This is a genomic window from Paenibacillus sp. FSL P4-0127, assembly GCF_038007325.1.
GTDB classification, from domain to species: domain Bacteria; phylum Bacillota; class Bacilli; order Paenibacillales; family Paenibacillaceae; genus Fontibacillus; species Fontibacillus macerans.
Genome location: NZ_JBBOWY010000001.1, coordinates 2,157,465 through 2,176,716, shown reverse-complemented (window position 1 = coordinate 2,176,716; position 19,252 = coordinate 2,157,465). Strand labels below are relative to the sequence as shown.

The 19,252-nt window shown below is 45.2% G+C and carries 15 protein-coding genes and 2 pseudogenes; 4 read left to right on the top strand and 13 right to left on the bottom strand.

What is annotated here, in order from left to right; genetic code table 11:
- Positions 1-79: 79 nt before the first annotated feature.
- The 11 genes and pseudogenes from NYE74_RS09685 to NYE74_RS09635 form a co-directional block, all read right to left on the bottom strand.
- Entirely contained in the window at positions 80-982 is a 903-nt protein-coding gene (locus NYE74_RS09685) for a PfkB family carbohydrate kinase (protein WP_213510597.1), read from the bottom strand.
- Positions 969-2,315, bottom strand: coding sequence for a purine-cytosine permease family protein (locus NYE74_RS09680; protein ID WP_036619923.1), 1,347 nt, complete (start codon positions 2,313-2,315; stop codon positions 969-971). Before NYE74_RS09680 ends, NYE74_RS09685 begins: the two co-directional genes overlap by 14 nt.
- Positions 2,316-2,318: 3 nt before the next feature.
- Positions 2,319-3,314, bottom strand: a complete 996-nt coding sequence (locus NYE74_RS09675) for an ADP-ribosylglycohydrolase family protein (RefSeq protein WP_036619921.1) — start codon at positions 3,312-3,314, stop codon at positions 2,319-2,321.
- 84 nt (positions 3,315-3,398) lie between these two features.
- Positions 3,399-4,100: a GntR family transcriptional regulator gene (locus NYE74_RS09670; protein WP_036619920.1), complete on the bottom strand. Its 702-nt coding sequence runs from the start codon at positions 4,098-4,100 to the stop codon at positions 3,399-3,401.
- A 519-nt stretch (positions 4,101-4,619) separates the two neighbouring features.
- A complete protein-coding gene (locus NYE74_RS09665; protein ID WP_155621591.1) occupies positions 4,620-6,017 on the bottom strand; it encodes a transposase in 1,398 nt (465 codons plus the stop codon).
- Positions 6,018-6,496: 479 nt separating this feature from the next.
- Positions 6,497-6,825: pseudogene (locus NYE74_RS09660) on the bottom strand (hypothetical protein).
- Between the two features lie 29 nt (positions 6,826-6,854).
- A complete protein-coding gene (locus NYE74_RS09655; RefSeq protein ID WP_341004761.1) occupies positions 6,855-7,301 on the bottom strand; it encodes a DUF3829 domain-containing protein in 447 nt (148 codons plus the stop codon).
- The gene (locus NYE74_RS09650; protein WP_036619913.1) at positions 7,301-7,885 is read right to left on the bottom strand and encodes a DUF3829 domain-containing protein; all 585 of its coding nucleotides are present in this window, start codon (positions 7,883-7,885) and stop codon (positions 7,301-7,303) included. Before NYE74_RS09650 ends, NYE74_RS09655 begins: the two co-directional genes overlap by 1 nt.
- A gap of 4 nt (positions 7,886-7,889) precedes the next feature.
- Entirely contained in the window at positions 7,890-8,900 is a 1,011-nt protein-coding gene (locus NYE74_RS09645) for a YiiG family protein (RefSeq protein WP_051985274.1), read from the bottom strand.
- Positions 8,901-9,108: 208 nt separating this feature from the next.
- Positions 9,109-10,134, bottom strand: a complete 1,026-nt coding sequence (locus NYE74_RS09640) for a zinc-binding alcohol dehydrogenase family protein (RefSeq protein ID WP_036619910.1) — start codon at positions 10,132-10,134, stop codon at positions 9,109-9,111.
- A gap of 35 nt (positions 10,135-10,169) precedes the next feature.
- Entirely contained in the window at positions 10,170-11,441 is a 1,272-nt protein-coding gene (locus NYE74_RS09635) for an MFS transporter (protein WP_316560588.1), read from the bottom strand.
- Between the two features lie 362 nt (positions 11,442-11,803).
- Here NYE74_RS09635 and NYE74_RS09630 point away from each other — a divergent pair, with 362 nt between their 5' ends.
- Together NYE74_RS09630 and NYE74_RS09625 are read left to right on the top strand one after the other, a co-directional pair.
- Positions 11,804-12,505: a hypothetical protein gene (locus NYE74_RS09630; RefSeq protein WP_036619907.1), complete on the top strand. Its 702-nt coding sequence runs from the start codon at positions 11,804-11,806 to the stop codon at positions 12,503-12,505.
- Positions 12,506-12,751: 246 nt separating this feature from the next.
- Positions 12,752-15,673, top strand: coding sequence for an S-layer homology domain-containing protein (locus NYE74_RS09625; protein ID WP_124333180.1), 2,922 nt, complete (start codon positions 12,752-12,754; stop codon positions 15,671-15,673).
- A 79-nt stretch (positions 15,674-15,752) separates the two neighbouring features.
- Here the strand turns inward: NYE74_RS09625 and NYE74_RS09620 are convergent, their stop codons facing one another.
- A complete protein-coding gene (locus NYE74_RS09620) occupies positions 15,753-16,460 on the bottom strand; it encodes a GntR family transcriptional regulator (protein WP_124333181.1) in 708 nt (235 codons plus the stop codon).
- Positions 16,461-16,636: 176 nt separating this feature from the next.
- On the opposite strand from NYE74_RS09620, the pseudogene NYE74_RS09615 reads away from it, so the two are divergent.
- Positions 16,637-17,752: pseudogene (locus NYE74_RS09615) on the top strand (RNA-guided endonuclease InsQ/TnpB family protein).
- A 385-nt stretch (positions 17,753-18,137) separates the two neighbouring features.
- On the opposite strand, the gene NYE74_RS09610 reads toward NYE74_RS09615, so the two are convergent.
- Positions 18,138-18,425: a DUF6809 family protein gene (locus NYE74_RS09610; protein ID WP_124333182.1), complete on the bottom strand. Its 288-nt coding sequence runs from the start codon at positions 18,423-18,425 to the stop codon at positions 18,138-18,140.
- Between the two features lie 208 nt (positions 18,426-18,633).
- Between NYE74_RS09610 and NYE74_RS09605 the strand changes: the two genes are divergently transcribed.
- Positions 18,634-18,840, top strand: a complete 207-nt coding sequence (locus NYE74_RS09605) for a helix-turn-helix domain-containing protein (protein ID WP_124333183.1) — start codon at positions 18,634-18,636, stop codon at positions 18,838-18,840.
- The last annotated feature ends 412 nt before the right edge of the window (positions 18,841-19,252 follow it).

Below are 19,252 nucleotides of genomic sequence, written 5' to 3'. Positions count from 1 at the left end.
TTATTAAAAATCCCAACCTCTCAGTTATATAAATGAGAGATTGGGATTTAATGATTCAACAATTTCGTCCCTATCTAATTTAGCAAAACGGATTTAGCTCAAATTTTCCGCCTTGCACCTGTACCGCTTGTGCGGCTGCTTCATTCCCTTGTTCGCATGCTTTTTCTAAAGACTGACCATGAAGCAATGAGGCAATAAATGCGCCTGTATGGGCATCTCCAGCTCCTATTGTGTCAACCACAGGCACCTTTTTCCCATCAAGAGTAATCATGTGTTCACCGTTGTAACAAAATGAGCCCTTGGGTCCTAACGTAACAACAACCTCACTCTGGGTGGATTGATGTAATCTTCGAACAGCTTGTTCAAGCTCCGGTTCGCCGGTGAGCTCCAGAATTTCACTTAGATTGCTGTGCACAATAGGCCTTAATGCAAAAAGTTTTTCCAAGTGCTCCTTTTTAATGACAGAAATGCGCGGAGACGGATCAAAGATGATTTTTCCGCCGGATGAGTTCTTAGATAATCGATTAAGAATTACATCGGCTTTTTGTCCCTCAAGGGAATAACCCGTCAAATAAATATAGCGATAATCCTCAAAATGGATCTGACTGAACCATTCGTCTTTCCAATATTCCTCGATTCCATTAAAGGTAATAAAGGTACGTTCCCCGCTTTCTTCTACAAGCGATAAGCTCCAACCATTGTCCTTGCTGGAATCTTCAATGAACAGTTTATGCCCTTCTTCGTTAAACGCCTTTTTTATAATATCAGCGTGAATTCCTCTGCCGATTGGAACCATTAGATCATATTCGACATCCAGTTGCTTTAAAACATTGGCCACATTATACGCGCATCCCCCCACGATACGGTCAATCATTTCGCCCGGAATATCCTGTCCCGTTTCAGGGACGTGCTGAACTTTCGCGATCACATCGATGAAAACGCCTCCAATAAGCAGTACCCTATTACGATTAATCTTTCTCATATATAACCTCACTCGTCTGTTTAATTTTCGCTCGTATGGAGATGTAATAGTAACCTCCACTGATTAATAGAGTAATGGGGATGTAATAACTGGATTCAATAAAATTCTTCAGGATCAAAGCCGCACTGACACCTAAAATCCAGCCGATTACACCACCAGCATTAAACGGATTGAACGAAGAATCCTCCAACAATGATTTGCTGTATCCGGCGCGTCTTCTTAAGAAAGTATAGTCAATTAAATATATAGCTATCCATGCGGCTAAACCAATACCTAAGTAACTTAAAAAGGTTTGGAAATTTCCCATAAAGTTGTTGGAAACAACAAGTACATAAAGTGGGATAATTGTGATTAGGACAGCATGAATAGAAATGGCAGTGGAGTCTTTAACCTTTAAATTAAACGAAGCAAGAATGAGTCTTGATGATTTCAGTCCAATAAAGCACATAGGAGTTATTCCTCCAAGCGCGGCAATTAAATAGATAATGGTCATCCACCCCGGTAAAACGCTTCCAATTAGTTCTATAGGATTTTCAGCACTCGCTAGTCCATCTACCTTGGACGCTAATAGAACGCCTGTTCCAATAATTAGAAATAGGGGAATGAACGCTCCTGCGGTCACATTCAAGATAATTGATCTTGAAGAATTCTTTCTGCTTTGATAGCGACTGTAATCAGAAGCCGCCTTCGTCCAAGTAAGTCCTGTTCCTATAATGACAAACATCAAGGCCGGCAAGAAGCTGGAAATCCATGATCCGGACTTCAAGCCAAAAAGATGGTGCCAATCCGTATTCGGTATGAGGAAAGCCAGTACGATAATGGTCAGGCCGCCAAAAATATAAGTAAAGAAAGCTTGGGCTTTAACCAGTGTTTCCTGGCTAAACGATACGGACGCCAATACCAAACCCGCAAAGATTAACCAGGCTATAAATTTTAAAGGTGTGCTTGTATTTAACCCGAATTCATTAAAGATCGACAGGAGCACCAAAGTACCGGTCGTGACATTCACCGATAACCAGCCCACTTGGCCAAACCATCCTACTAAAGCAGGTATGAAATTACCTTTAAAGCCGAACGCTGCTCTGGACATGACGAAGGTTGGCGCCCCACTGTCACGTCCGGACAAACTCGCATACCCGACCAGTACAAAAGACAACGGCCCGAGAAGGGCGACTAAAATCGACTGAAAAAAGCTTAATTGGAAGTTTACAATTATTGCACCGTATACAATTCCTAATATTCCGATGTTCGCTGCAAACCACATAAAAAATAAATCCCGCGGTTTACCCGTTTTTTCACCATCTTGAAGAATAATTGTCTGCTCTTTCTCCATGAATTACACCCCTTTAAATTGTGACTTATGGGATTCTAACAAATGAGCATATTTTTTCAAGTCTACATTATTTTCACGATCAATGGTTTCAATCCAATCTTTACGGATCGCATCGTAACCATATTTTGCTCCGCAAATAGCAGTCGCCATCGCGCCGATCGTATCGGTATCTCCGCCAAGGTTTGCACAGATTAAAGCACATCGATTCGGGTCTTTCGCATAATAGGCAATCGCCAGTGCAGCCGGAACTGATTCACTTGTCATTGTACCGCAACCAATGACATTATAAATTTTCTGTGTGAAAGTTTCTTCGTCATCCTGGTATCTATCAGCAAATTCAATGCCAAGCTTCAAGCGCTCCGGAATGGAGGCCGCAAAGGTTTCCGCCCCATTCATTGAAGCCAGTTCATAGATATTGAGAGCTCCCTTAATAATTTGCTCCCAGTTTTTGTCTTCTATTGAAGCGCTTACAGCATAGGCAATCATGGCCGCACCGCCGATGGATACATCAGTCGAGTGAGTTACTTTACTCACTTCATATACGTATTGCGCTAACTCTTTAGATTGAGCTGTCGAGAATAAGGCACCAATGGGAGCAATCCTCATTGCCGCCCCGTTTGTAAGCGCCTTGCTCGTAAATGTTTCTACATCTTTTCCTTCTTTAATTGCCAGGAGAGCCATTTTTGAACTTGGACCTAATATATTATTTTCAAAAGCATCGATTCGGATTGCCCAATTCAGGAGTTTTTCAGCAATTAAAGTGTCTGAAGGAATAAAATCATTTTCAATTAAAGCATCTAAAATAAGCAGTGCCTGTGTCGTATCGTCTGTAAATTGTCCTTTAGTAAAATTACAAGCAACGTCATTTTCTTTTGGACCATCTAAAAATTCAGTAATATTACCAAAATGAGATTTCACTTTTTTACGGCTCCACAGCTCAGAAGGCATCCCAAGCGCGTCTCCTATTGCCATACCATATAACATACCTAGTACCTTCATAAAATACCTCCCTCTTTTAACTTGTTCGGTTATTCGTACAAGTTAAAACGATAATATAATACGCCTGACGATCTGTCAAGCGTATTATATATACTGATTTAATTTAAACTGAAAATGCGGTCCATAAATAATGTGTATTTTTTCAATCTCCATGCCGTCCTTGCTATATACAGTTCCTCTGGCCTCAAGCAAAGGAATTGGACTGTCCAGCTCCAATCTCTCGCACATTTCATCATTGCTTATAATGGGGTTGATATCCAAAACTACATGATGTGGAAATATTTGATATTCCTTACGTAAGGTTTGATATAGAGAAGTACTATTAAAATCAAACTGATCAATACCTTTAAATAGTTCAAGAGGAAGCATGGATTGATCGATGGTCAACCATCTTGTTTTGTCATTTAACTTTGTTCCACGTACACGTTCCAGTTTAAAATAGGTAATATTGTTTTCTATAACAATTTCTTTTTTCAGCACTCTAGTAACAGGTTGTTGGTTCTTCTTTAAGGACAGATCGGTAAACCCTTGAAAGTTCCAAAGATTCTGTTTGGTTTGACGCAGCCTTACAAAAGCACCTTTCCCCTGTTCTTTTTCCACAAGTCCTTCTTTCACCAATTCTTCAACGGCTCTTCTTATGGTACTGCGTGTAATACCGAAATCTCTCATTAACTGATTTTCCGAAGGCAACACTTCACCCTCTTTTAAACTGCCATTTAAGATTTTTTCACGTAATTTATTTTTTAACTGAACATATAACGGGATATCATTATACTTGTTTAACATTTCATTTTCCCCTAAGCATTAATAGTGTTACATAAATATTTCTTAACCATTATAACATATTCCAAACTATTGACTCTCAGAAAATTACAACGCTTTCCGGTTCCTTTTAATTATTTTAACCTGTGTAATTGAGGTAATACGGCGCGATATGCTAAGATAACAATAAATAAAGGAGTCGAGTGCCATCGGCTCCCTGCACAACATTTGGGTGGGAAACCTCCAAGATAATACGGAAGATAACCCGTTCCCTTGGCAGCTAACCTGGGCGGGTTATTTTCGTTTATTCAGATAAGTGGGCAACGCGAGGAAAACATCCCGAGCATAAGCACTTCCGAAAACAAAAATTTAGTGTGCTTGACCGGCTCGGCTCTGACCATTAATTGCAAATCATACAACTAACTTCATATCCATTTGCCTAATCGTTAGTTTAATTGCATTTCAGAGTCAATTTCATAATTCGATTCGAATATAGAGCTATAATTACCGAAAATAAAATGCTGCTTGTTTAAAAAAATACGGTTATGCTGCTTGAGGCAGGCGTTTATTCAACTTATCGAGTGCAAACTTGGTTAGGTTGTACGCAAGTATACTGAGTTGGAAGTCGACGTTGGCTCGGACACCGCGGTGACGTGTTCGTTTCAATCCATAGTAACCCTTGAGATAGGCAAAGACACGCTCGACAGCCGTTCGCTTTTTGTACAGTTCTTTAAACCCTTTGCTGCCTCTTGCCGGATAGGTGTGCTTACGCACGTCCGTTTCGATCCGAATTTTAAACACCTTTTGGCAGCCGGATTCCGCAAACGGACATTCCTTGCACTCGCTTGGACGGGTATACCGAAGTGTCTCATACTTGGGATCAAAGCTGTCGTACCGATAGGCGTGGCCTTCTTTGCAAACCGGACCATAATCAAGATTCATCCCTTCCGGCGGAGCCGTATGGTGGATGATATCAATGATCGGGTAAGCTTGGAGCGAACGAATCAACTCGTAAATGGGCGTGCTGTCGTAGCCTTTGTCCCCCAACCCATATTTCACCTTCAGCATGGGAAACTTAAGTGGAAGACCTTTGAGCAACAGTACAGCCATGCGTTGGTCGTTCAAATGAGCCGAGCTCAGTACCCCGCTGAGCACATACTGACTATCGGTATCCACTACGATGTTGGCTTTATAGCCATACCAGGTGGTGAGCTTGCCTTTCGAATTTTTCTTGGTGCAACGCGAAGCAGACCTGGGCATCGCTTCAAACAGCTCGTCGTAGGTGAAGGGCAACATGTTTTCTATTTTCTTTTCGAAAGGGGGCAGGCTCGCCTCGTATGCTTCCCGTTCTTTACGGCGGCGCTCCTTTTCTTCGGCCGAGCAATTTCCACGCCCGTAAACCGGCTTTGTCGGCTTCGTGGGTTCGGTCTCAGACACGGGGAGAACGGGCTCCATTTCGAGCTGTTGCACCGAAGATTCCTTCTTTTGCTTCTGTTTCCTTGCGGCTCGGCGTTTGGCAGCAGATTCTCCATATTGGCAGTCCCACGCTTCAACCGCCGAGGAATCGACGGCGATATGAGCTCCCGTTAAGAAACCCTCGGCATGAGCGGCTCTCACCAAACGGTCCAGCACCTGTTCGAGCAGACCCTTTTGCTGCAGCGCCAGATTCAGCCGAGAGTAGGTCGATTCGCTTGGTATACGGTCCGAGCCGGTGAACCGGCATTGGATGCGAAACTCCTCGCTGCTTTCCAGACGTTTTATGATGGAAGAGACGAATTCTATACCCTCCATCTTTGCGATGAGCAGCGAATATACCATGGCTGGATAATTTAATTCTTCCTTACGCCCGCGACGTTTTGGTTTGCTGAGTGCCTGCATGACTGGGGCAAGATCCAAATGCTCGAAGATTTGGCTGTACTTATCTTCGGGGCGCATTTCCATTAATTCCTCGAAGGAAAACAACTCCGTTTGGCGAATTGAATAGATAGGGATTACCTCCGTTTCTCTTTCTCGAGTTTGGTTTGGTCACTATTACTTCGAGATTTGGGGAGGTACTCCTTTTTCTATGCCCAAAAAATCCAGTTATATCAAGCGTTTTGAATTATGAAATTGACTCTTTCATACATCTATTTCCTGGTCTCTTTGCCTCTTCTTCGAAATATAGCGGAATAATTGCAGGTTTTACACTTAAACAAGCGCTGTGCCAGCATTTGCGGATAAGTAACTGTACTTTTTGCAACTATTCCATTCAACAATGACCAAGTAAGCCGGAGTTTGGGAAAGAGCGACGCGAACTCCTAGTTTAGAAATTGCTTACACTCTGATGACTCTACTCACCGTTAAAAGAAAAACACCGCAATAGAAGCAACTTGCTCATAGTGTGGTGTTCAAAGAATTGCTCATGTAAAGCGAAGTTACCCCTACGTAAATATCGTTGCAACAATCAAAATAAATCCTATCACTAGGCCGATCGGGCCCCAGTAATGTACAGGGATAAAAAACAGACTATGCTGGAATCCCATTTGGTAGCGTTGCCCCGTTTCCATATCAACCAGCACTTTGCCCGCATCGGCGTTAAGCGCTTTTCCTATATACCAGACAATCACTCCCGACACGATGAACACAAAAGCCAGCGGCAACCGGGCATATATTATGTCAAGCCCCAGAAGGGACACTAAACCATTGACAATAAAAAACAAACCCCTGGGATAACGATATTCAATATTCCTAGGCCTTTCCAAATAATCATGCAAAAACTTCCTTTCTTAGAATCAACCCTTATTCAGGTCCAATAACAAACACATAATATTCCAGAATGGCTTCCTGCAGCTTCTTCTTATAGTCCTTGGGCGTGCCGTCTTTGTTGTGTTCATCGAACGTCCGCGATTGCTCGGCCCGCTGCAGCAAATCGGTGGCGGAGGCTTTCACCAGCATGGTTTTATGTTTCAGCATGTTTCCATACGAATTATAAGTCTCCAGCCCTTCCTGCTTTACCTGCTCCGGATCGTCAGCCAAGGCGATATACTGGGCTACTTCTTCTGTAAGCCGATCGTACAGAACCCGGTAGGATGCGGCATCGAGGCCGTTTAATGTCTCCGATGTCACGCCCTGCCTGATCAGTTCGTCTTCAATCGCTCCCGCCGCCATGATCGATGCAAGCGCATGGTACCGGATCATCTGATCGTTTGCCTTGAAATCGGCGAGATCCAGCTCTCGCTGCTTCATTAGTGCGGATGCAGATTAACCGTGAAGTCTTCCGCAAGCGGCTCCCAATCCTTCAGCAGAACCTGCAGCTGTTCATGCAGCGTTTTCCCCTTCGCAAAATTGTCATCGACGTAAAATTTGAACCTGTAATAAGTATCGATTTCGCCAAGCATCTTGACCAGATCCTCCAGCTTCGGAGCAAGCTTCGTTACGGCGTCATCGACCTCGGGCAAGGCAGGCTGTTTAGCGGCCAATTCCGTATACTCCGCCAGTTTATAGGTCTCTTTAAGCTCCAGATTTACGCCCCACTCCAGATGAGCCTCTTTGCGCAGAGCGAATTTTTCCTTATGTCCGAACCGTTCTCCGTACCGTTCCAGAACATCGGCTATTTCGCCATGGATATAAATATCCAGGGCGCTATAGCCGGCATATTTCCGTGCCGCCGCTTCCGTTCCGGGATTTTCTTCCTGGGTGGAGGCAGCCGGCTTTGTTCCTTCCGGCCGGATGATCTTCACCAGCTCCAGCGGCGCCTGGCAGGACGAGAGCAGTACAACCAGAAGACTTAAAGATACAACAATCCCCCACCTTGATCTCACGCTTTTCATCGAATTAATTCAAGCCCGCTAAACTGCTGGTGGTATTGTAGGCATCCACGAGGAAAGAGACCTTGCGGTCAAACGTCGACAAAATCGCATTAGACCCGCCTGTCGTCACTTTGCCTTCCGTGTCGCTGTTAATCTCCGGATCCTGTTCCCGCAAAATTCTGAGAATGTCGGTTGCCGTTACTTTTACCCCTTCTATGCTTGTCGGGAATATTTCGAGATTTGACCATCCCTCTTTCTTCCGTTGATCGGCATCCTTGGAATACTCAAAATAATGCTCGATATCCTCGGTCAGCAACTGATACAATTCCTCATATTCCTTAACATCGAAATCCAAAACGTTTTCGTCCCCGACTCCCTTATTGTAAAAAGCTTCCTGAATCTCCTGTGCCCGCAATACGATGCTCATCGCGTAGTAGCGTATCAGCATATCTTCATCCTTCAGCTTCTCCGCATCCGCATACTTGCGCTCATTCGTGATCTCCGCAAATGCTTCGTTGAATTGCTGCCCCACCTCTATGTACTTCTCAAACAATGAAATAAAACGCGTATGTAGTTCGCGGCCTTGTTTAAAATCGTCATCGACATAGGTTTTCGCCGTGTAGTAGTTTTGAATGTCATTATTCGTTTTCATCAAATCTATGATAATCGGCATTAACTCTTTTACTTTCTCATCCGTTGCACCATAAGACGGTTCGGCGGAGGCAAAATCCAATGTTTTCCCGGCACTCTCGATCACGGTCGGAATAAACGGCGTTGTGCTGTACCCGTCAAACCTGTCATCGATGTAAATTTCCTTCTCCGGACCGAACTCCTCCACATACCTGGTGAAAACAAGGTCATACATCCCACCGTTAATCTGATTGCTAAGGTCAATGTAATCGTTATACTTAAGCGTATCCTTCACCTCGTCTCCACCGGCCGCCCCCGTAAGTTTCCCCGCTGCCGGCAGGCTGCATGCCGTTGTCGCTATCGCGATCAACATCATACACAAAAACAAATTTACAACTTTCTTCACTACGTTCTCTCCCTTTTTTGTCGTAATCTCGAGTCTCCCCGCACCTTTAACTATATCGGCTGGAAGCGGCGGATTTGAATAGGGGGTGGGAATATTATTCACGCGGACAAAAACAAAAAACATCTGTAAATCCCGTGCTGTACAGGATATGACAGATGTTTCTCCCAAGCCTTCGGCCCGCTTGGCCAGGTGGTTATTCTGGACTTCTCTATTTCGTATGGAGCTCCAGGACCACTTTCCGAACTTGGTTAGGATGGGTTTCGATGAGCTCGATCGCTGCACGAAAATCCTCCAACGCAAAACGATGCGTGACAAAAGAATTCACCGCGATCCTCCCGCTGTTAAACCATTCTATCACTTCAGGAAACTTGCCCGATTGCAAACGGGAGCCCGCGATGGTTACTTCTTTCTTAGTAATGGGCAGCTGCGGTATTTGCGAAGGGGTCTCGCCAAAGCCGAGAACGACGACCCGTCCGGCCACAGAGGTCATTTCCACCGCCTGTTCGAAGGTTTTTTCCGTACAAACCGCATCGATCGTTACGTTCGGACCTAATCCGCCCGTTATGCGCTTAATCTCGTCGGCCACATTATCGGTAAGCGGATTCAAAGTATAGTCGGCGCCAACTTCCTTAGCATATGCCAGCTTCTCATCGCTTAAGTCGGAAATCACGCACACCGCGCCTTTGAGTTTGGCGACCTGCAGCGCACACAATCCGATCGGACCCGCTCCCATAACAAAAACATAATCTCCAGCCCGGACATCGCCACGCCAGTTTGCTTGGGCACCGATCGTAAACGGTTCGACCAAAACCGCCTCCTCCCAAGCTAAGCGATGGTCCACTTTATGCACTAAATGCTCGGGAAGGACGATATATTCCTGGAAGGAGCCGTCCTTGTGAACTCCGTACACCTGCAGCTTGGCGCACACATTTTTGCGGCCGGCTTTGCAGGCATAACATTGTCCGCAGGTTTCGATCGGCTCCATGACCACCTTATCTCCGGGTAACAGCCGGTGGACATCCGCGCCGATTTCTTCGACTTCCCCAGCCATCTCGTGGCCGATTACGCGCGGGTAGGTGGCTACCGGAGAAGTCCCGTGATAAATGTGCATGTCGGAGCCGCATATGCCCACCATACGAACTTTAATCAACACCTCGTTACCGTGAATAATCCGCGGCATTTCTTTTTCGATCAGTCTCATTTTCCCCGGTTCCACAACTTGGATCGCTTTCAATCCACTCACTCCGTTCCCTTATAATTTAGGTTTATTTAAGCAATCGTCCGTTCCGTGGCAAGCTTCACTTTTTTATCCTTAATGGGCTTTACGAAAAAAGCGACACACAACGCCCCGATCACCGCCAGCCCGCCTGCCAGAATGAAAGCGCTTGTAAAATGACCTGTCGTTTGCACGAGCATTCCCGTAGCCGTCGGGCCGATGATGCCGGATGTATTCGCAAGAAAATGCATGAAGCCGCCGACGCCGCCCACCCGCTCTTTTTCAACCGTATCTTGAATAATCGCCCAGTACGTAATCGCTGTAAGATACAGGAAGAATACCGCCGCTGCCATCAATGAAACCGCGGCAGCCGTGGTGTTGACCAGACCGGCAAAACCGATACTGACCGCAGCGCCAAGCAAACATGTGACCAATACGACTTTGCGGGAGAACATGGCATTGCCTGTCTTTTTGTAAAGAAAATCGATAATGAAGCCGCCCAAAGCAAAGCCGAGAAATCCAACCGTCCACGGAATCATCGTGGCAAAGCTCATCTCCTTGATGTCCAGGCCCCTGGCCTGAATCAAATAACTCGGGAACCAGGTCAGGAAGAAAAACAAGATATAGTTGTAGGCAAAAAACGCTACCGACGTAAACAAAACCGTCGGATGTTTCAAATAAAAAGAGAGCGGGGTTTTGGTTTTGCCGGCCGGAGCAGGCTGTACCTCTTTTTCATCATCAGCTTCGCCGTCTGCAACGTCCTTCGGAGCATCCTTCACGCATTTGAGCCAGAACGCCGTCCAAATCAGACCTATAATCGTAATCAGGACAAAGGATACTTTCCAGCCCCAAGTCAAAGCAATAATCCCGACGATAGGACCCGAAATGGCTCCGCCAAGCGAGGTTCCGGCCATGGAGATCGATAAAGCTCTGGCCCGGTATTTCTTCGGAAACCAGTTATTGACCATTTTGCTTTGCGAGGAGGAGAGCGGACCTTCCCCCATCCCAAACAATACGCGCGCAATAAACAAAGAGACAAAGTTGAAGGTAGCGGCGGTTAAACCGGCAAAAAGCGACCAGAATGTCATAGAATAACCGAGCACCTTTTTCGGGCCGAACTTGTCGGACAAGAAACCGCCTATAAAGTTAAAGAGAGCGTAACCAATAAAGAAGCTGCTAAATAATAGGCCCATCTGAGCCGCATTGAGCTGAAAACTTTTCTGAATAAATGGAGCTGCGACGGAGAAAGCCGAGCGATCCAAGTAATTAATAACTCCCGCCAAAAACAGCAAAACCAGAACGATGCCACGCCCTTTAGAAAACATGCGCTGTTGACTCCTTTCAATCATGGAATTTTGTCGCTACTCGCTTATTAAACGCCCGAGCAAACCATAAATCCGCCGTCAATATGTACGGCCCTACTGCTTTCTTCAATCGATATAAAGCGCTTTCTAATAAATGTTTCATCTGTACGGATATCTTTAGGCCGGCCTTATGTGAAATACTAGCATACATTATGCTAGTATACAAGTTGAAGTTTGTGATCATTTTGTCACTCCCCGAAAAATAGTTCTTTTGCCCCCTGCTCCTATTTTTCTTCTAAAATTTAACTGTTAGCGGAATTATTGAAACGCTATAATGCTAATGATCATTTGCGTGGATTTAGAGAAAAAAAGGAGAGAAAAAGATGTTGAAAAAATGGCGATTATTCTTGATGATTGGCATTCTTATGGCGGTATCTGCGGGCTGGAATAACGGAGTATCTTATGCGGCTGCAGAATACGCTTGGGATAAGTATAAGGGCACGGAAGTCAGGACCTATAGACTCACCGCAGTACCCGGAAGAGCAGGATCTATGGATCAGAAAACGTTTTTTGCCGCGATCGGCGAAACCCCAAATGTATACGGAGGGTACACCGGCTATAGAACGGGGAAAACAACTGGGGTTGCAACCGTGAGTGTAACGGAAGGGGTTTATAAATATACGGTTGTTGATTTTATTCGCGATGTGGAGCCGGAAATTGTAGAATACGTCAATCCAAGGGGCGGGATCCCCCACCGCTGGAACGGAACCGATGATATTCGCATTTTCATGAGAGGGTCGGAAGCGGCTGCTTTGGCAGAGTTGTTTTATGAGGGGACACCAAGTGAAGGACGATATCAGTTTAATGCTGACGATGTTTATTTGGTTACGTTCTGGTCCAGTACGGTAAGGCCGATCAGTGGAATGTCCGCTGAAGCGTTAATCGAGGAAGGAGAACCTGCGTTTATAAATCGAGAGTTTGCAGGTCAAGTAACAAGCGAAGATCCTGCGGCTTATCCGCAAGATGGAATTTCAAACGGCTATTATTACGTTTATAAGGGTTCTCAAACACTCAATTACCAATGAAAACCATTGTTAAGTGATAGGGAATTATGGCTTTAAAAGGTATGTTTCTAAAACCACTTTTTTTGCTGGTTTTATTCACTCCCAGGGAGATTCTTCCGATAATCCAAGTATATACAGTTTGGTGTTTTTTGTAATGGGAATGAAAAGTCGTTTGAAAAAAAGTGCTAATTTTCACAATTGACATGGGGGTGCAGCCGAAGAGTAATTCGGTATTGTCTCGTAGAGGAGGTGCAATGATCTGAAATAATGAAGTGTGAAAAAAAATTAAACCGGATTAGGCGTTACCTGGCTGGTCTACTGGCGGTGTGGCTGTTCTGTATGCATAGTGTTCCCGCTTTTGCGGACAGAACCTTTAACGATATTGAACACTCCTATGCGGCCGATGCGATCGAGGCCATGGCTGCCAAAGGTTACGTTACTGGTTATAAGGATGGGAGCTTTCGGCCTTTGCAATTGATTTCGCGGCAGGAATGGGCAAGCATTTTCGCTAAAACCTTAAAGCGAATACCGACTAACAAAGAGCTAGCTTCTTTTCGCGATGTGTCCCCATGGGCTCTCCCTTATGTGCGGGTTTTGCAGGAAGAGAGCATCACTAAAGGAATCGGCGGCCAATTATTCGGCGCCAAGCGCAATCTGACTCGCCAGGATATGGCCGTATGGTACGCCAGGTATTTCGGGGTTTCTGAAGATATCCCGTCCCCCGGTATATCCAGCTTTGTGGACCGGTCCGATATATCGGACTATGCGCAAACGAGCGTGTGGCTGATGGAGCAATTAGAGCTGATAGAGGGAGATACGAATCATTATTTCCATCCCAAACATTTTGTGACACGGCAGGACGCTACGCTGGTTGCTTATCGGGTATGGCTTGGCGGTGACGATCTGAGAGATCGGGCCAAGCGTTTAATGGATGCATCGGGAAATGAAGCTGCAATGGCGAATCAGCCGGCCAGCCCGCCTGAACCGAATACGGCAGCGGTCGATCTGGCGCCGGAAATTAGCGGCCGGCGTGCGAATCCGCAAATCGCGGAGCCCAGAAGCCATAGTCCCAGACCTGATCCACCGGCCGGTCCGGTAACACCGACAGATCCGGCAACACCAACAAAGCCGAAGCCGGAACAGCCAGGGATACCGCCGGAGCCTGGTCTCGACCCGCCTGTGACACCACCGGTGACACCGCCAACAAATCCGTCTAAACCACCGGTGCTTCCAGTAGGTGATCCTCCTGTGGATTTTGTGGCGGATGAGGTCGTCATCAAGGCGCCGGAGCTGGTAAATCAACCGGAAACGTATCCTTCGTATCAGCTGTCCTTTCAGCTCTACAAGGAGGGGCGGCCGGTAAGCATTCCCGCGGCCAGCGTCACAAATGTTACTTATGCATTTAGCGATGAATTAGGGGTTTTTGATGAACAAGGGAAAATCGCCCATGCCGAGCTTATTCCGGCGGCTGACAGCTTCATTCCTGTAGGGATAAAAATCACCGTTGCCAAGCCCTATCAGGTACTTACAGCCCAGACCAAGCTGATCGTAAAAGGAAAAGCTCCTCCAGCAGAGGACCCGAGTGTAATCAAATCCGTATACTTGGCCACGTATACCATTCCGCAGTCCCCTACTCTAGACCCTGCAGCCTGGAGTATGCCCTATGTATTTCAGAATGCCAAGGGAGAGGTTATACCACCAAGTCAGTTACCGTCGGACTTGAAGCTTCGGATCGAGGATTCCAGGGGAATATTTGACGAGGATGGGCACATCGCCAACCTGCATCTGATTCCTGCAGTGAACTCCGTCATTCCGTTCAAGATCGAAGTTGAATCGCCATCCCAGGGAATTCACTTCATATCCGATGCCGAATTAACGGTAGTACCCGGAGAACGCCAAAAACAATATTTTGCTGTCTCGCTAATGCTGCAGGGACAAGATCCGGGCAGTACGACCACGGTAGAGCAAATCGAGCAGGCTCGTCAATTGCTGATGGACCGCTTTGGCCCTAACATAAAAGTAACTTGGGCTATGGAAAATCGATTTGTTTTCGTAGAAACGAATCGCCCGCAGCTTAAAAAGGTGTTGGAATACGTCGATCAGTATGGTGATGAAGTCGGTATTCTGGACGGGTATCCGAATAACCTGTATGAGCTCCCTTTTTGGGAATTGCGGATGAACGAGTGGTTGTATATGTATCGTTATAATGCGCTTAATGAGCTGCACCAATCCGGTACGCTGGGATCACCTTCGGTGTTTGAAAGCATGGATACGGACCAATATCGGAAGTATCTGCCTAAATCACTGACCAGCTTTACGGTGAATCCCGAGCAAACCCAATGGCTTAAAGATCACTTTAAGATCACTTCCGCGATGGGATGGTCGGCTACACAATATAATGTGAACGGCATGTATGGCGAGGGTTCGCCTTTGATGCCTTACTGGTCCAATAAGGACAATCCAATGGTCCCTGCGCAGGGATTTACTGATAATAGCGGTACCGTATTCATGAACTCGATTACGATTGATCCGATTGGATCACGCTATACCCAAGATTCCTCACGCTGGACTCTCCATCCGGGCGACCCGTATGTGAATGAAACGGATGCGGCACCACAACTGTATATAGCACAACAATATTTAGATAATCCGTTTCAACGTATAAATACGGTAAACTACATGTCCATTATTTTGGACATCAACTGGCTTGCCAGCAACCATAACATGTCGCAAATCTGGGAGAACTTTGTGAATCACTTCCCTGCCCACCGCGAGGTCGAGATTGTGGGCGTGGACGGACTGAAACAGATTTATGAATCATCAGCCGGATCAAATAATGATCATGCGGAATTTACGCTCATGTTCAGAGGCTCCGGCATTAAGACGGCTATGGACTTCAATAATTCGCCGGCCAATCTGCGCTATTTGTGGACGGAAAACGCCTCACAGCGGATTATTTTATCCAAGGAAGATGGAGACGAAGCATGGTCTATTATTGATTTCACCGACTATACCCGCGTTCCGGTTCCAAAGACACCCTACAACCTGGATAAGAACACGGATGTAAGTTACGTCACCGGCAGGAACTTCAAGCTAAACCCAACGGCTCCGTTAACAGCGGAGGAAATTCAACGCATAAAGGATCGTTTGAAGGAGATTTACTTCGCGGAAGAAGTGAATTATCAGTGAGAGCCTGAGCCGGAGGGGGTTTTGGAACCTTTAGGTTAAAGAACAAGAACCGAGAGCATATCGCTTTCGGTTCTTGTTTTCATTCTACGCTTTGAAAATAATGCGAGTACTTCTTAACCAAATCCGGTGTGCAATATTCAAGCGACGTAATGTGCTCTCTGAGCAGTCGTTCCGTTTTCTCTTCATCATTAACGGTTATGGCTTCGAATATAGCCTCGTGTTCGCTTACAAGCTGATTCATATGCTTCGTTTCCAGCAGCTCTAAATACCGCATGCGGTTTAAATGACCGCGCATTTGATTGATGATCGATATCAACGTGGAATTTCCCGTAAGCTCCAATACCGCACTGTGGAAACTCTCATCAAGCTCAAGGAACCTATCGAAGTTTTGTTCATCAATGATTTTTCGATGCTCTTCCAAGATCCCCTTGATCTGCTGATACGCCTTCTCGAAGGCAGCATCGTTTGCGTTCCACTTCCTGGCCGCTTCTTTAAAAGCGCTCACCTCAAGACTTAAACGTACAAAGCGAGCCTCCTCAATCTTCTTCTTGGACATATATGCGATTCGGGCGCCGCGCTGCGGCAGGATCTCGATTAATTCCTCTGTCATCAAACGGCGGAAAGCCTCCCTGATCGGTGTCCGGCTTACCCCCAATGTGCTGCCTAACTCCGATTCAAATACGAGCTGCCCCGGTTCCAACTGCAACGTAACAATGGCCCCCCGAATAACCTGATAAGCATGATCGGACAGGGTATTCCTATTTTTGGAAATGTTCGGTAAATTCATAACCGCGCATGGAGACACGAGACTTTAGTCGTGTGAGGTATTGCGCTCGGCATGAGGGCTACCCATCGGTAGCTCGAAAGCCGAAAGCTCCATGCCTCCTCCTTTCGTCATGAAGATTCAACCATTTTCCACTTGATCATATGCTATACTAGATTTAGTGAAAAGAGGTGAATCGGATATCTACTATTACAGCGAAAATCCAAATCTATGTCCCGCATGAACATACGGAAATGCTCATCAAAACAACAAAAGCCTATCGTGAATCCTGTAATTATCTTTCGGTCATTGTATTTAAAACGAAAGAATTAAATTAGCGTACACTCAATGACTTGTATTATCAAGAACTTCGAAGTCGTTTTGGTTTGAAAAGTCAAATGGCGCAATCGGTGATCAAAACCGTCATTGCCCACTATAAATCTGCTCAAGTAGGCGGTCACGATTGGAACCTGGTCAAATTCAAATTACCTGAATATGATCTGGTATGGAATCGAGATTATTCTTTGAACTCTAACATGTTTAGCTTAAATACACTGGATGGACGTTTGAAGCTTCGTTACGAAAAACAAGGAATGCAACACTTCTTTGATGGGACGTGGAAGTTTGGTACGGCCAAGCTCGTTTATAAACATAAGAAATGGTTCTTGCACATTCCCATGACCAAAGAGTTCCCAGAATTAGATTTTGCGGATGTCAACCATATTGTTGGAATTGACCTCGGAATGAACTTTCTTGCCACAACCTACGACAGTCAAAACAAGACGACGTTTTATCCTGGACGAACGGTTAAACACAAACGAGGTCAGTATAAAGCCTTACGCAAACAACTTCAGATGAGACAAAGCCCCTCTGCCCGTAAACGTCTAAAGCAAATCGGTTCAAGAGAAAACCGTTATGTTACCGATGTGAACCATCAAATAACAAAGGCACTCGTTGAAACCTATCCGAAAAGTACTCTTTTTGTGATCGAAAATTTAAACCATGTTCGTTCAGTAACTGAAAAAGTATGTGTGCGCCATCGTTATGTGTTGGTTTCCTGGGCATTTCACCAGTTCCGTCAACTGTTAGAATATAAGGCTCAACGGAACGGACAACGAGTCATCGCATTAGATCCTAAATATACTTCTCAAACCTGCCCGAAATGTGGACATATTGAACGAGCAAATCGAAACAAAAAGACGCACACCTTTGAATGCCGAAGCTGTCACTATTGTTCTAACGATGACAGAATTGGTGCAATGAATCTGTACCGCAAAGGAATAGAGTACATCGGTACAGTTACAGCAGGAGTATAACTCTTGTCGTAGGGGCGAGGTCAACCGTCCTTATGTTCCAGCACGCTAAGGTAGGAGCACCGTGAGGTGCGTTTGCACTACCGGTTAGGAATAAGTCTAAAAGGCATGTGCAAAACACAAGCACTGTCTACGATGTAGGCAGAGACAAGCTCGTGACTTTAGTCATGAGTTGTTGACATTCTCACCTTACCTAATATACTACGATAAAATTATTATACTAGTATGCAAGCCTTGTAATCAAACGTTTAATATTACGGTAATATTGAATACCTGGTACGAACATAAATAGCCTAAACCAATTTTACCTCATAGCTAAAAAAGCTTGCTCCCACCCTAAAAGTAGAAACAAGCTTTTAGAAGTGCCGAGTGTTACCGCAAATTATCTTCACCCATAAATAAGCTCTTCCTTAGCCGCGTATATCTCCATCATCATTAACGCTCCAAGCTGAAACCCGTTTGCGAAAGAAGATGTAGCCTGCATCGATTCGGTCTGTCTGTGCAAATCGAGCAGCGTTTCAAGCTGGTTGAAATTATCCGCAGACAGTTTCCCTTTCCACATTCCTTTTGCTTCGGATATCTCTCTTCTTATTCTACGGAACACGGGATCTCTCGGGACGATCTTCTCTTCCGGGCGAAATTCACCACAATATAATGCTTCCAGCATACTTTTCATTTCCATCTTCCTTTCAGGGGAATTTTGGTGTTACTCCTTGAAGAGAGAATTACGCAATAAGTAGTTGATTTATTATGTAGTATAACGGTATTCCGTATCATATTTTTATGATATCACGGTACGCCGTTACATTCAAGAGGATTTTCATGATATCATGAAGAAAGTATTAATAGCTGAAACGAAAAAACGTTATGGGGGAAATTAATCAATGCCAATCCGGCTTCGTTTAAAAGAAATCCTAGAAGAACGGGGAATGAGTCAGCGAGAACTCGCCCGCAGAATGAATATCCGACCAAGCACGGTTAGTCATCTCTGCTCCGATAAAGTCAATGCCGCCTATTTTGACACCCTGGAACAGATTTGCAAATCACTCAACATCAGCTTGCATGAACTTCTTGTAATGGAAGACAACTAAATAAATATAACTATAGGCTAACGTAAACATAAAAGGTAACGGGAGCGTCAGTCCAATTAGCAAAATTTCCAAAAAGAAACTCCTATATGATTAAGCTAGGTTAAGCAATAATCCTTAGTTATAGCAAAAAGGCTTATTCCTATTAGTTTAGATTGGAATAAGCCTATACTTATAAATTCCTCAGATATATTTGACGAAGATTCCAATCAGTTCATCAAGATCAAATCCATGTCCTAACATATTCCCCTGCTGCATCAGGGTTAAGGCTTTGTCTAATGATATTCGTTCCATGGATTCGCCCTCCCTTCTGTAACGGCGGGGGCGTTTAACTCTTGCTGGACTCTAACCTCCTCCATAATAGATATTGCCGCCCAGCTTCCTGCTCATTATAGTCATTCTGTACCATGACATT

Excerpts from the sequence above, each read along its gene's own strand:
- NYE74_RS09635 (WP_316560588.1), bottom strand. The coding sequence starts at position 11,441 with ATGTTTTCTAAAGGGCGTGGCATCGTTCTGGTTTTGCTGTTTTTGGCG.
- NYE74_RS09675 (WP_036619921.1), bottom strand. The coding sequence starts at position 3,314 with ATGAAGGTACTAGGTATGTTATATGGTATGGCAATAGGAGACGCGCTT.
- NYE74_RS09625 (WP_124333180.1), top strand. The coding sequence starts at position 12,752 with ATGAAGTGTGAAAAAAAATTAAACCGGATTAGGCGTTACCTGGCTGGT.
- NYE74_RS09685 (WP_213510597.1), bottom strand. The coding sequence starts at position 982 with ATGAGAAAGATTAATCGTAATAGGGTACTGCTTATTGGAGGCGTTTTC.
- NYE74_RS09630 (WP_036619907.1), top strand. The coding sequence starts at position 11,804 with ATGTTGAAAAAATGGCGATTATTCTTGATGATTGGCATTCTTATGGCG.
- NYE74_RS09610 (WP_124333182.1), bottom strand. The coding sequence starts at position 18,425 with ATGAAAAGTATGCTGGAAGCATTATATTGTGGTGAATTTCGCCCGGAA.
- NYE74_RS09605 (WP_124333183.1), top strand. The coding sequence starts at position 18,634 with ATGCCAATCCGGCTTCGTTTAAAAGAAATCCTAGAAGAACGGGGAATG.
- NYE74_RS09650 (WP_036619913.1), bottom strand. The coding sequence starts at position 7,885 with ATGAAAAGCGTGAGATCAAGGTGGGGGATTGTTGTATCTTTAAGTCTT.
- NYE74_RS09680 (WP_036619923.1), bottom strand. The coding sequence starts at position 2,315 with ATGGAGAAAGAGCAGACAATTATTCTTCAAGATGGTGAAAAAACGGGT.
- NYE74_RS09620 (WP_124333181.1), bottom strand. The coding sequence starts at position 16,460 with ATGAATTTACCGAACATTTCCAAAAATAGGAATACCCTGTCCGATCAT.
- NYE74_RS09670 (WP_036619920.1), bottom strand. The coding sequence starts at position 4,100 with ATGTTAAACAAGTATAATGATATCCCGTTATATGTTCAGTTAAAAAAT.
- NYE74_RS09665 (WP_155621591.1), bottom strand. The coding sequence starts at position 6,017 with ATGGAAATGCGCCCCGAAGATAAGTACAGCCAAATCTTCGAGCATTTG.
- NYE74_RS09655 (WP_341004761.1), bottom strand. The coding sequence starts at position 7,301 with ATGAAGCAGCGAGAGCTGGATCTCGCCGATTTCAAGGCAAACGATCAG.